Source organism: Gluconobacter sp. Dm-44, assembly GCF_018256175.1.
Taxonomy (GTDB): Bacteria; Pseudomonadota; Alphaproteobacteria; order Acetobacterales; family Acetobacteraceae; genus Gluconobacter; species Gluconobacter cadivus.
This window is the reverse complement of sequence record NZ_JAERLZ010000002.1, coordinates 322,564-335,029: the sequence shown is the minus strand read 5'-3', so window position 1 is coordinate 335,029 and position 12,466 is coordinate 322,564. Positions and strand designations below refer to the sequence as shown.

Sequence of the window (12,466 nt, the reverse complement as noted above, 5' to 3'; positions counted from 1 at the left end):
ACGCAGGGTTTCTTCGCTGCTGGCCAGCGTATGCGGAGCGGAAATGGGAGTGCCATCCAGTTTGGTGGTCATGATCCGCTCTTGTTCCTGTTTTCGGGAGGAGATTTTTTCCTGTTTTCGGGCTCGGCACGACGGCCGAACAGCTCGATGCGATGGGAGACGAGGTCAAATCCCAGACGCTGAGCCAGCTGCTCCAGAAGACGGACCGGTTCGTCGTCCTCGAATTCAATGACACGGCCGCTATCGACGTCGATCAGGTGGTAATGGTTGCCGGCGTCGCTGGCTTCGTAGCGTGCCCGTCCGCCGCCGAAATCGCGACGTTCGAGTATGCCTTTCTCTTCAAGGAGACGCACCGTGCGATAGACGGTCGCCACGGAGATGCGGCTGTCGATCTCGGAGGCACGGCGATAGAGTTCTTCGACGTCAGGGTGATCGTCAGCAATCGACAGGACATGTGCGATGACACGTCTCTGGCCGGTCATTTTCAGACCGCTTTCCACACACAGGCGGGCAATGTGCGAATCATCCGGCACGGGGGAAGAGGAAGCCTTCCGATTCCCGGGGCTGCTGCGTCTCTCAGCGGTTTTCGTATCTGCGACCATATCTGCGGCCTAGCCGAAAAACAGGCGTGTTGTCCACTTTATGGAGCCTGTCGGGATTTTCCCTGTCGCCGGGATGAAGAAACCGGCGACAGGGAAACGAGGCTCTCAGTCTTCGCGACGACGGCCGAGGCCGATCTTGCGGGCCAGCGAAGAGCGGTGGTTCGCGTAGTTCGGAGCAACCATCGGGTATTCCGGCGGCAGACCCCAGCGCTCGCGATATTCCTGCGGCGTCATGTTGTAGGCTGTCTTGAGGTGACGGCGCAGCAGCTTCAGCTTCTTTCCGTCTTCAAGGCAGATGATGTAGTCCGGGAAAACCGACTTGCGCGGCGAAACGGCCGGGACCAGCTTCTCGGCAGGAGCCTCTTCCGGAACGTTCACCGTTGCAAGAGAGTCATGAACGGACCGGATCAGGGCCGGAAGAGCGTCAGCCGGAATATCGTTGTTTGATACATAGGCCGTGACGATCTGCGCAGTCAGCTGATGCAGTTCGGGAGCATTTGTCTCTTGCGACATATTAGATAAGTCCTTCATCCTTGAGCGAGTGAGCATGTAGCAGTCATAAATTGCTTCGTTCAAGCATAAAAAGAAAGAAACGAGACTGTGACAGAAAATGAAATATTCTTCATAGATATAACAGAGAAAAAATGCCCCATGACGACTGTATATGTTCGGGCCAAACTCGATGCCATGACTTCGGGACAGAGACTTGACGTGTGGCTCCATGGAACAGAAACACGCAAGAACGTCCGGGCATCAGTGCAGGCACTGGGTCATACAATTCTGGCTGATTCGCCTGTTCCAGACAGGGCAGATCTTTACTGCCTGAGTATCAAAAGGCGCTAGAAACAAGGACCTGCGCGTCACTTCCGTCCCTGTAATAGCCGCGACGCAGGCCGGCTTTTACAAAACCGCATTTTTCATACAGTGCAGCAGCCGGATTGTTACAGACTGCTACTTCCAGAAATACTTGTCCTTTGGGCAGGATGGCCTGCACCAAAGACCTTCCGACACCTCTGCGGCGAAAATATGGATGAACTGCAAGTGTCAGGATTTCCGTTTCATCCAGAACTGTGCGCGAGAGAATGAAACCGGCAGGACTATTGTCGATCAGCGCAATGACGACTTCCGTTCCCTGCATGGATAGTAAATCAATAAAGGACGCCGCACTCCAGACTTCTCCGCCATGAAATGCGGCTTCATGAAGCTCCGCCAGAAGCGGCGCACATTCGATCCCCATCGTCCGCAGCTCAAACGCCGGTTCCGGACTGCTCACAGGGGCAAGGGCCTCAGACCGGCTGCGGGCGGCTTGGCTTCGGGCGGATCGACATAAAGCGGCATCAAGGGACCGGGAGAAACGCCCTGTGCAGCCTGAACGATGCCCAGAGCGGTCGGAGCCTCGCAGGACAGCACGGGACACAGCCAGTCCGATTTTTCGGACACGGCATCGCCCGTCACGCAGACCCAGTCCGCGGGATCGAGATCAACCGTCTGGCTGGCCGTGACGGGCCCGTGCGGCGGGTCCACGAACACCCGCCCCCGACGCGCAATGCTAACGCAGACAGCGTCCGGACGACTGAGGGTGGCGCGGATCGCCTCACCCAGCGTGACGCCGATCGTGGGGCAGTTCCAGCCTGCCGCCAGACCTGCAGCCAGTGACAGGGACGAGCGCAGTCCGGTGAAGGATCCCGGACCGAGAACGGCCACAACACGATCAGGGGCCGTGGTCCAGTCGTTCTGTGCCAAAAGGTCGCGGATGGCGGGAGCGAAATGCTCGGAAGCGCCGCGTCCGGCCATCAATTTTTCCGCAACAACCCGATCATCCTCAACCAGAGCCACCAGACTGGTCAGACCGGCCCCTGCCCCGGCTCCATTGAAAACGACCGTCCGTGAAGACCCCGTCACAGACACAGACAGGCTTCTCCGAAGTCCAGACGGGGCGCACGCGGCTCGGCATGGTCGGGGGCGGGTTCGTTTTCCGCCGGATAGCCAAGCCCGACAAGGAAGTTCACGCGCCAGCCGGTGGCGTTCAGCAGCGTGTCCTCGACCATGAAGCAGTCAAAGCCGGACATCGGCATGGCGGACAGGCCCAGCATCCGGGCGGCCATGATGAGATAGGCACCTTCGAGCGTACCGTTGCGAAAGGCTGTCTCGTCAGACAAACCCACATCAGCGGCAAACCAGTCGCGCAGGCCCTCCTGCGGGTTCAGACGGGGCAGCGCTTCAAAAAATAGCGGATCATGGCACACGACGGCCAGAACCGGGGCCGCCATGGCGCGAGATACGTTTCCCGGCGATAGCGCGGGGCGGATGCGCTCGCGGGCGTCCTGTGTCGTCAGGAAAACGAAGCGACCCGGCGAGCAGTTGCCGGAGGTCGGCCCCAGCTTCACCAGATCGTACAGACGGCGCAGGACATCTTCCCCGACCGGGCGCGGCGAGAAGCTGCGCGGCGTCCGGGCCTGCGTGAACAGGGCTTCCGCACCCGGAACCGGAGCGCAATCAGGGGCTGTCTGGCCGTCCATGGTTCAGTCCTCGACCTGTTCGACCGAAGCGACTTCGGGAACATAATGCCGCAGCATGTTCTCGACGCCGTGCTTCAGGGTCGCACGCGAAGACGGGCAGCCGGAGCAGGCGCCCTGCATAGCCAGATAGACCACGCCATCTTTGTAGCCACGGAACGCGATGTCGCCGCCGTCACCGGCCACGGCAGGGCGAACGCGCGTGTCGAGCAGGTCCTGAATGCGGCTGACAACTTCGGCGTCTTCGGGCGCAACATCATGTTCCGGAGCGGACTGCGTTCCCGAGAGGACCGGGCGGCCGCTTTCGAAAAACGTCGTGATCGTGCCGAGCACGACGGGCTTAAGGTCGCCCCAGCTGATGTCGTCGGACTTCGTGACGGAGACGAAATCGCCGCCAAGGAAGACGCGGCGCACATTTGGCTGCCCGAACAGCGCGGTCGCCAGTTCGGAGCGTCCGGCAGCGACATCGGCATCGCCGAAATCGACGGGACGGGCATCGCCGGTCACGCTGCGGCCGGGCAGGAATTTCAGGGTAGCGGGATTGGGAGTGTCTTCGGTCTCGATGAACATCGTGGTCATGTCCTTGCGTTCCAGTCCGCCCTGACATGTGCCACTTCGCCTCAAGGTGCAAGTGTCGGGACTGCATTGGTCCGACTTCGCGTGTTTTTAACGCTGGAACACGCCCGTTCAGACCTGTTCGCCCTGCCCCTCGCCTTTTCCCTCATTTTTCCTTGATGGAGACGGGAGTCCCTTCGGCAGGATGATGGTCGCGCACAGCCCGCCATAGCCTTTCGAGGCATCTCCGCGTCCAAGCACCAGAGTCCCGCCCTCGCGCGAGATTTCGCGCTGCACGATGGCCAGACCCAGCCCGATTCCCCCCGTGGCCCGCGAGCGTGAGCTTTCCAGACGATAGAAGGGGGCGATCACACGTTCATATTCGCTTTCAGGGATTCCGGGGCCGCTGTCGCTGATGGCGATTTCCAGCGCGCCATCCTCGCGGGTGCGGAGCGTGGCGAGGACGTTGCCGCCATAGTTGATGGCGTTTTCGATCAGGTTCGACAGGACGCGCTTCATGGCGAGCGGACGGACATGGACCAGTGCGCGGTCCGGCCCTTCGTAATGGGCCTCATGGCCACGATCCACATGGTCGTCCACGAGGGTTTCGAGCGTCGCAACGATATTGATGGTGCGGGGGACTTCAGGATCGTCGGCCCCCGCCAGATAGGCGAGGATGCCGTTCACCATGGCTTCCATCTCGTCCAGATCGGCCTCTATGGCGGCCTGTGCTTCGCCGTCATTGAGAAAGCCGCACCGCAGGCGCAGGCGCGTCAGGGGCGTTCGCAGATCGTGCGAAACCGCCGCCAGAGCCTGCGTTCTGTCGTTGATAAGGCTCTGGATGCGCTCCTGCATCGCATTGATGGCACGGGCGAGATGGCGGACTTCTGGTGGCCCGCGCTCAGCCAGCGGTACCCATTTTTCGCTGGAGCCGATGCGGTCTGCAACTGAAACGAGCGCGCGCAGCGGCATACTGAGGCCGCGGATCAGCATGGTCGCGGCAATGGCGACCGCTCCAGCCGCAATCGCTGCCGAGGCCAGACCACGCGTGACACGGTGATGACCGAGCATCCCCGGCACCCGGAAATGAATGTAGCTTCCATCCGGCAGACGCTGGGACCCCAGCACGTCCGCACTCCCCGGCCCCAGCGTATAGAGGTCCAGATGGGCCTGTTCAAGAATGGGATCGTCCGCTTTCAGACGCCGGACGAGCTGTGTGAGCGCGACGGGGGGATGTCCCGGCAATACGGGGGCGATGGAGGCTGGCTGCCAGGCCACGCTGAGTTCGCTGCCCGAGAGCATAACAGCCAGAAACGATCTCTGGCTGACAGGTGCCGCAGCCAGCACCCGCAGATCCGTGCTCAGCGCCTCGCCAAGCTGGGCGATACGCACGTCATCGACGATATAGGTTTCAGCCTGACCGTAGAAAATGGCGTTCGTCAGAAACACCAGTGTCACTGCGACGGTCAGTACAACGCAGACGCGCCCGACCAGCCCCAGCGGCCACAGCAGGATGCGATTCTGAATGTTCAGACCCGTTCAACCTCTGCCACGAAGATGTATCCAAGGCCGCGCACGGTCCGGATGAGTTGGTCGGCGTCCGAGCCCAGCTTGCGGCGCAAGCGGCTGACGAGAACATCGATGCTCCGGTCCGACACATCCCCCAAACGGGTGCGCGACAGTTCCAGCAGACGGTCGCGGGCAATGACGCGCTGCGGATTGTCCAGAAAGCTGGTCAGTAGGTCATGTTCCGCGCCGGAAATATCGACGGTCGCGCCCGACGGATCGGTCAGTTCGCGGCGGCGCAAATCGAGCGTCCAGCCCGCAAAACGCAGCGTCTCGCGGCGAACACGCTCCTGCGGAGCTCCGGTGGTGGCGATGCCACGACGCAGCACGGCCCGCACACGCGCGAGAAGCTCGCGCTGTCCGAACGGCTTGGGGACGTAATCATCCGCCCCCGATTCGAGACCGGTGACGCGATCGCGCTCTTCGCCCCGCGCGGAGACCATGATGATCGGCACCTGAGCGGGGGGCGTCTCGTTTTCGTGCTGGGCACCCTGTCCGCTGCGAAGGGCACGGCACAGTTCGATGCCGCTTTTGCCCGGCAGCATGATATCCATGATGATGAGATCGACAGGTGCGACTTCAAGCGCGGCCCACATCTCCTCCCCACAGGCAACACCCCGTGCGCGGAAGCCGCCGCCCTGAAGGGCACGGAGGATGAGGGTCCGCATTCCGGCGTCATCTTCGACGACGAGGATACGGGCGGGAAGATCTGGGTCGGAAAGATTTGGCACCATGTCTTTTTCCATAGTCTCCACAGGGCGGGCATCACAAGCGACAAATCCTGACAATAAATCTTTCAGTGATTTGAAGGCTCATGACGAAAACCGATTGGCATCGTACAGTACAACGCATTACAGCCGCACCCGTTTTGCTGGCCTGTTTCATGCGTTCAGTTGGAGCCGCCAATGTCAAGAGTTTCACCCGGCGTCGTCAGTGGCGCCAGTTATACGGCCCTTATCAAGGCCTGCCATGAAGGGGGCTATGCCCTTCCCGCCATCAATGTCGTCGGCACCGACAGCGTCAATGCCGTTCTGGAAGCAGCGGCCCGGAACGGATCGGACGTCGTCATTCAGGTTTCGAATGGTGGCGCGCGCTTTTATGCCGGAGAGGGCCTGCCCGACGCCCATCGCGCCCGCGTGCTCGGCGCGGCCTCGATGGCACGCCACGTCCATCTTCTGGCGAAGGAATACGGCATCGCCGTCATTCTCCATACCGATCATGCCGACCGCAAGCTGATCCCCTGGCTCGACGACCTCATCACCCTGAGCGAGGAAGAGTTCCGGACGACCGGCAAGCCGCTGTTTACGTCCCACATGCTCGATCTGTCCGCAGAACCTCTTGAAGAGAACCTTGCGACGTCAGTCGCAATGCTCAAGCGGCTTGCCCCTCTGGGAATGGGACTGGAAATCGAACTGGGCGTGACTGGCGGCGAGGAAGATGGCGTTGGTCATGACCTCGAAGACGGTGCGGACAACGCCCATCTCTACACGCAGCCCGAAGATGTTCTGAAAGCGTGGAACCTGCTCTCCCCGATTGGCACCGTGTCGATTGCCGCGTCTTTCGGCAACGTGCATGGCGTTTACAAACCGGGCAATGTGCAGCTTCGCCCGGAGATCCTGAAGAACTCGCAGGAAGCGGTCGAACAGGCCACGCAAAGCGGTCCCAAGCCGCTGCCACTGGTGTTCCACGGCGGTTCAGGCTCGACGCTTGCGGAAATCGATGCCGCGGTTTCCTACGGCGTGTTCAAGATGAACCTCGATACCGACATCCAGTTCGCGTTCGCACAGGGCGTGGGCCACTATGTTCTGGAGCATCCGGTCGCGTTCCAGCACCAGATCGACCCCAGCACCGACAAGCCGATGAAGTCCCTCTACGATCCGCGCAAATGGCTGCGCGTGGGCGAGAAATCCATCGTCGGCCGACTGGACGAAGCCTTCGAGATTCTGGGCTCGAAAGGCCGGTCCGTCGCACACAAAGCCTAACGGATAAGGGCCTGACGGGACCGGCTTGCGGGAGACCTAAGCCTCCCGTTCAAGAGCTTTCCGCTCAGGGACCGGGCGTTGCGGAGGCAAGCTGTGCTTTCGCAACGTCCGGGTTGTTGGGAAGAGCGTCTTCCCAGCCCCCGCCGAGCGCATTGTAAAGACGCGTAAGGTTGGTCGCCAGCGTGGCGTCACTGCTGACGAGGTCAAGCTGGGCGGACTGAAGCTGTGACTGCGCGTTCAGGACGTTCAGATAGTTCGTCAGGCCACTGCGATACTGGCTCTGGGCCAGCATGAGCGCATGGGTGTTATCGTTGACAGCCGCCTGAAGGCCCTGACGATGGAGCTGTTCGTCCCGATACGCGATCAGCGCATTGTCCACGTCATGCCAGGCCTTGATGACGGTCTGCTGATAGGAAATCGCCGCCGCCTTCTGGGCGTATTTCTTCAACTCGAGCTGACCGTACAGGCGTCCACCCTGAAAGATCGGAAGTGAAATGGACGGGCCGACATTCCAGGCGCGCGCATTCCAGAACCCCAGATCGCGGAACGACAGGGTCTGGAACCCGAAATCGGCGTTGATCGTGACCTTCGGATAGAAATCCGCCGTGGCCTCGCCCACCTCGGCCACCGCACCACGCAGATGGGCCTCGGCCTCGCGGATATCCGGACGGCGCTGGGCCAGTTCGGACGGAATACCAACGGGCACCACAGGCGGGACGACCGGCACGCCGGCGTTCTTGTCCAGCTCGGCATTCAGGCTGCCCGGAGGGGCGCCCAGAAGCAGCGCAAGCGCGTTCTCTTCCTGCGCTACAGCCTGTTCGAGCTGCGCTTCCTGACCCTGCATGTCATGCAGACGGCCCTGAGCGGAGTCTACATCCAGCTCCGTCACCAGACCGCCATGATAGCGCTCCTGCGCAATGGAAGTGATCTGCGTGAGAATCCGCAGATTGTCACGCAGGATCTTCAGGCGCTGCTGGTCGCCACGCAGGCCCATATAACCCCGTGCCATGTCGGCCTGCTGGGCGATGAGAATGGAACGGCGCTCCTCGTCCGTCGCCTGAAGATCGGCCTTGGCGGCGTCATATTGGTGCGCAACACGGCCCCACAGGTCGATTTCATAGGTCGCATCAATCGCACTGCGCCACTGGTTCAGCAGCGGAACCGTGGCACCATCGGCCGCGCCCTGAAGCAGCGGACCGACCGAAGCTCCGGCGGTGTTCCCCGCGGACTTCGCGATATTGCCGCCCACCCGGCTGATGATCTCCTGCATTTCCTTGGTGCTGTACTGGCTGCGCTGATATGAACCCGAGGCGCTCAGGGCCGGGAAGCGCTCGGCCCCCGCCATGATGAGCTGCGCGCGGCTCTGCGCCAGATTGGCGGTCGCAAGGCGGAAGGACAGGTTCTGATTGACCAGACGGGCTTCCAGCGACGTCAGCTCAGGATCGTGAAAAACCTGCCACCAGCGGCTGTCGGCCTTCATCTCGCTGATGATGCTGTCGGGCGCACCCGCCATATGGTCCGTATAGTGGGCGGGCGACCAGGGTTTGGGCGCGTGATATTCAGGCCCCACCATGAGGCAGCCGGACAGGGTGAATAGGGCGCAGCCGCAAAGCAGCGCGCGGGAAGTGAAGGCTGCGCTCACAAAGAAACTCCTGAAGCGGAAATGATCTTGCAGTGACCGACCGGTTCGGTCAGCATGTTAGAGAGACGACCTGACGGACAGAAGGATTTTTCGCTCACATGACGGGCATCACGGACGACGGCCACATGGACACTCCCGACGGATCGACCAACACCGATCCTGCGGGAAACGCCAAGCGCGAACAGATTCTGAAGGGCGCCGGAACGATCTTTCTGGCGGACGGCTACGAAGGCGCGTCCATGTCCCGCATCGCGCAGATGGCCGGCGTGTCCAAGGGAACGCTCTACAACCATTTCGATGGCAAGGCGTCCCTGTTTTCCGCGTTCTTCGAGGAACAGGCCCGCTGCCATCTGGCGCCCATCGAAGCGCTGTCGCACGGCAGTGAACAATCCATCCGCGTGACGTTGATCCGCTTTGCAGACATGACGGTTCATCTGCTGATTTCGCCGATGGCGCTGGGACTGCATCGCATCATCGTCAGCGAAGTCGAAAAATTTCCCCATCTGGCCGATACGTTCTGGCGCTACGGTTTTGGCCGGACGCTCAGCAACCTGACGGAATATCTTGCGCGCAGCGTGACCCTTGGGGAACTGGAGATAGCCGATCCGAGCCTCTCGGCCGAGCAGTTCATGCTCATGTGTCAGGCCCGCATCATCCAGCATCGACGCTTCGGACTGCCGGTCGATGATAGCAATGCCGCCATCGCGGAATTCGCCGCCTTTACCGCTGACAGCTTCCTGAAGATCTACGAACCGCGCCATCAGTGACCGCCGCCTGAAGCCTGAGCCGCCTTCTTGCCGTTGGGAGACAGCAGGAAGCACAGCGGCACCACGAACAGCGCAATCACGCCAATCCAGCAGAAGACCTCATTATAAGCCAGCATGGCGACCTGAGAGGTAAACTCCTGAAAGGTCCGGTAGAGGGCGAACTGATGTGCCTGCGCGGCTGGGAACCCGTGGGCCTCCGCGACCTTCTGGGCATTGGCGATATAGGAATTAAGCCCCGGATTGGCCGCCGTCATGTTGTCCGTGACATAGGTCTGATGGCGCTGCCGGGTCTCAATGATCGCCGCCGTCGCCAGAGAAATGGCGAGGGAGCCGACATAGTTCCGGGCCATCGAGAACAGGGCCGACGCATCGGCATTCAGTTCGCGCGGCAGGGTCGAGTACGCGATCGTCGAAATCGGTACGAACAGGAACGCCAGTGAGGCCGTCTGGCTGATACGGTAGAGCATCAGATGCCTGAAATCGATCGCGGCGTAGAGGTTCGAGGCCTGAAACATGGCCATGCCCATGGCGAAAAACCCGAACGCGATGAGATAGCGCATCTGGATGAACTTCATCAGGATGCCCACGATCGGGATCAGACAGATCACCGCAACGCCGCCCGGCGCCAGAAGCAGACCCGAAGTGGTCGCGGTATAGTCGAGCACCTGCTGGGCAAACTGCGGCACGACAATCGCCGAGGCATAGAGCGTCGCACCGACCATCGAAATCAGGAACGTCCCGACCGCGAAGTTGCGGTCCTTGAAGACCGACAGGCGAACCAGCGGGTTCTTCGCATAGCACAGCCACACAATGGCCCCGAGGACGCCGATCACACCCAGCACGGCCATGGTCACGATGAAGGGCGAACCGAACCAGTCGTCATCCTCACCACGATCGCACATGACTTCGAGACAGCCGAGGCCGAGCGTGATCAGACTGATGCCGATCACGTCTACCTTCTCGCGTTTCATGCGTTCCCATGGCGGATCTTCGACGAAAGCCGTCACGGCCATCACCGTCAGGATGCCGAAGGGCACGTTGACGAAGAAAATCCAGCGCCAGGAGAAATTATCGGTCAGATAGCCGCCCAGCATCGGCCCCAGAACCGGGCCGACGATGGTGGCGATGGCCGTCAGGCCGAACGCTGCCCCGCGCTTTTCAGGCGGGAACGTGTCGAGAATGATGGACTGCTGGCTGGGTTGCAGGCCGCCCCCGAAGAAGCCCTGCATGAGCCGGAACACCACCAGCATCGGCAGCGATGTGGCCAGTCCGCACAGGAAGGACGAGACGGTGAACATCGTGATGCAGATCAGGAAGTAGCGTTTGCGGCCAAAGAACCGCGACAGCCAGCCTGAAATCGTCAGCACGATGCCGTTCGCCACCAGATAGGACGTCAGCGCCCAGGTGGCGTCATCATACGAACTGCCGAGCGATCCCGCGATATGCGGCAGCGCCACGTTGACGATGGTGGTGTCCAGCACCTCCATAAAGGCCGCCAGCGTGACCGTGACGGCCACAAGCCACGGATTGTGACTGGGTTTCCAGTCCTGATGCCCGGCAGTATCACTCATTTCACATAAACCGTCGGCTCGACAGACAGGCCAAGGGCCAGCGGAAGGTTCGGATCAAGTCCACTGTCCACCACGATCTTGACCGGGATGCGCTGGACCGTTTTCACGAAGTTTCCGGTCGCGTTTTCAGGAGGGAAGGCGCTGAAGGATTCACCCGAGCCAAGCTGGATGGAATCCACATGGCCATGCAGTTTGAGCTGCGGGTAGGCATCGACGTCGATATCCACCTTCTGCCCGGGACGCATGTGGGTGAGCTGCGTTTCCTTGTAGTTCGCCACGATCCAGACTTCCGGCTCGACGATGGAGAACATCTCCTGCCCGACCTGCATGTAATCGCCGCGCTCGACGTTACGCTGGGAAATCCAGCCATCATGCGGGGCGCGCACTTCCGTCCATTCGAGGTTCAGGCGAGCCTGCGTCAGCTCTGCATTGGCGGATGCAAGGGAGGCCTGTTCCTGCGTGACGCGGGCATCGGCACTGGCCACGTTTTCCTTGACCGGCTCAGCCTGCGTGAGCTGACCCTGGGCCTGAAGGACGCGGGCCTTCGCCTGGTCCAGCGCAGCACGGGCATAGTCGATATCCTGCTGCGACGTGGCAGCACGGGCCACCGAACGCTGGCGACGGTAATCGGCTTCAGCCTTGATGAGTTCCGCCTGAACAGCAGCGAGGTTGCCCTGCGCCGTGACGAGCTGTCCGGGGAAGTTCTTGTGCGCCACGGCCAGCATGAGCTGATAGGCGTCAATATTGGCCTTCGCCTGAGACACGGCGGCTTCGGCCTTGTTCAGGGAAGCGGCATAGTCCCGGCTATCGATTCTCACGAGCAGGTCACCGGCGTGGACGAACTGGTTATCGTTCACCAGAAGCTGCGTAACGTACCCGTTGACGTGAGGGGCTATGGCGATCTTGCGACCGGCCGTGTAGGCGTCATCCGTCTCGATATTGTTGCGGGTCAGGAAAAGATAGGCCCCGATACCCACGAGAACCAGAACCACCAGCAGGATCAACGCGATCCGGACAAGGGGATTGCGCTTTTTCTGCGGCTTTCCGTTCTTGTCGGATGTCGTGCCATCCTGCGCGTGATCGGCCTGATCGCCTTGCGCCATAATGTTTTTCTCGCTTTGAAAACAGGTCTGTCAGATCGTGACCGGGTTGACTGTGCAGGGCCTGAAACCCTCGTACTGACCGATCGGTTCGGTCATCCATGACATATCGTCTCGCGGGCTTCAAGCTGGAAAAAAACTGATCCGTTTCCAATTGTCGGTTCT

General features: G+C 61.0%; 14 protein-coding genes. 3 read left to right on the top strand and 11 right to left on the bottom strand.

Annotation, left to right across the window (positions count from 1 at the left end):
• Window positions 1–68 precede the first annotated feature (68 nt).
• Together JK213_RS04615 and JK213_RS04610 are read right to left on the bottom strand one after the other, a co-directional pair.
• A complete protein-coding gene (locus JK213_RS04615) occupies window positions 69–602 on the bottom strand; it encodes a Fur family transcriptional regulator (RefSeq protein WP_194261210.1) in 534 nt (177 codons plus the stop codon).
• Between the two features lie 105 nt (window positions 603–707).
• Window positions 708–1,115: a MucR family transcriptional regulator gene (locus JK213_RS04610; RefSeq protein ID WP_062029993.1), complete on the bottom strand. Its 408-nt coding sequence runs from the start codon at window positions 1,113–1,115 to the stop codon at window positions 708–710.
• 87 nt (window positions 1,116–1,202) lie between these two features.
• Here JK213_RS04610 and JK213_RS04605 point away from each other — a divergent pair, with 87 nt between their 5' ends.
• On the top strand, window positions 1,203–1,445 hold the full coding sequence (locus tag JK213_RS04605) for a sulfurtransferase TusA family protein (protein ID WP_194261209.1): 243 nt from the start codon (window positions 1,203–1,205) through the stop codon (window positions 1,443–1,445).
• Here the strand turns inward: JK213_RS04605 and JK213_RS04600 are convergent.
• From JK213_RS04600 to JK213_RS04575, 6 genes are all read right to left on the bottom strand, one after another.
• Window positions 1,432–1,875, bottom strand: a complete 444-nt coding sequence (locus JK213_RS04600; RefSeq protein WP_322783011.1) for a GNAT family N-acetyltransferase — start codon at window positions 1,873–1,875, stop codon at window positions 1,432–1,434. The genes JK213_RS04605 and JK213_RS04600 overlap by 14 nt on opposite strands.
• Window positions 1,872–2,504, bottom strand: a complete 633-nt coding sequence (gene tsaB, locus JK213_RS04595) for a tRNA (adenosine(37)-N6)-threonylcarbamoyltransferase complex dimerization subunit type 1 TsaB (RefSeq protein ID WP_194261208.1) — start codon at window positions 2,502–2,504, stop codon at window positions 1,872–1,874. The genes JK213_RS04600 and tsaB overlap by 4 nt, the downstream gene beginning before the upstream one ends.
• Window positions 2,501–3,121, bottom strand: coding sequence for a malonic semialdehyde reductase (locus JK213_RS04590; RefSeq protein ID WP_194261207.1), 621 nt, complete (start codon window positions 3,119–3,121; stop codon window positions 2,501–2,503). The genes tsaB and JK213_RS04590 overlap by 4 nt, the downstream gene beginning before the upstream one ends.
• A gap of 3 nt (window positions 3,122–3,124) precedes the next feature.
• Complete coding sequence (locus JK213_RS04585; protein ID WP_194261340.1) at window positions 3,125–3,688, bottom strand: NifU family protein; 564 nt, start codon at window positions 3,686–3,688, stop codon at window positions 3,125–3,127.
• Between the two features lie 117 nt (window positions 3,689–3,805).
• A complete protein-coding gene (locus JK213_RS04580) occupies window positions 3,806–5,182 on the bottom strand; it encodes an ATP-binding protein (protein WP_249200417.1) in 1,377 nt (458 codons plus the stop codon).
• Between the two features lie 20 nt (window positions 5,183–5,202).
• On the bottom strand, window positions 5,203–5,973 hold the full coding sequence (locus tag JK213_RS04575) for a response regulator (RefSeq protein ID WP_099285864.1): 771 nt from the start codon (window positions 5,971–5,973) through the stop codon (window positions 5,203–5,205).
• A gap of 171 nt (window positions 5,974–6,144) precedes the next feature.
• Here JK213_RS04575 and fbaA point away from each other — a divergent pair, with 171 nt between their 5' ends.
• Complete coding sequence (gene fbaA / locus JK213_RS04570) at window positions 6,145–7,221, top strand: class II fructose-bisphosphate aldolase (RefSeq protein WP_211571285.1); 1,077 nt, start codon at window positions 6,145–6,147, stop codon at window positions 7,219–7,221.
• A 64-nt stretch (window positions 7,222–7,285) separates the two neighbouring features.
• Here the strand turns inward: fbaA and JK213_RS04565 are convergent, their stop codons facing one another.
• A complete protein-coding gene (locus tag JK213_RS04565; protein WP_211571284.1) occupies window positions 7,286–8,863 on the bottom strand; it encodes an efflux transporter outer membrane subunit in 1,578 nt (525 codons plus the stop codon).
• Between the two features lie 98 nt (window positions 8,864–8,961).
• Between JK213_RS04565 and JK213_RS04560 the strand changes: the two genes are divergently transcribed.
• Complete coding sequence (locus tag JK213_RS04560; RefSeq protein ID WP_194261204.1) at window positions 8,962–9,630, top strand: TetR/AcrR family transcriptional regulator; 669 nt, start codon at window positions 8,962–8,964, stop codon at window positions 9,628–9,630.
• On the opposite strand, the gene JK213_RS04555 is transcribed toward JK213_RS04560, so the two are convergent.
• Both JK213_RS04555 and JK213_RS04550 read right to left on the bottom strand, forming a co-directional pair.
• A complete protein-coding gene (locus JK213_RS04555) occupies window positions 9,624–11,201 on the bottom strand; it encodes a DHA2 family efflux MFS transporter permease subunit (protein WP_194261203.1) in 1,578 nt (525 codons plus the stop codon). The two genes, JK213_RS04560 and JK213_RS04555, sit on opposite strands and share 7 nt — an antisense overlap.
• Window positions 11,198–12,304, bottom strand: a complete 1,107-nt coding sequence (locus JK213_RS04550; protein ID WP_062029973.1) for an HlyD family secretion protein — start codon at window positions 12,302–12,304, stop codon at window positions 11,198–11,200. The genes JK213_RS04555 and JK213_RS04550 overlap by 4 nt, the downstream gene beginning before the upstream one ends.
• Window positions 12,305–12,466: the final 162 nt, after the last annotated feature.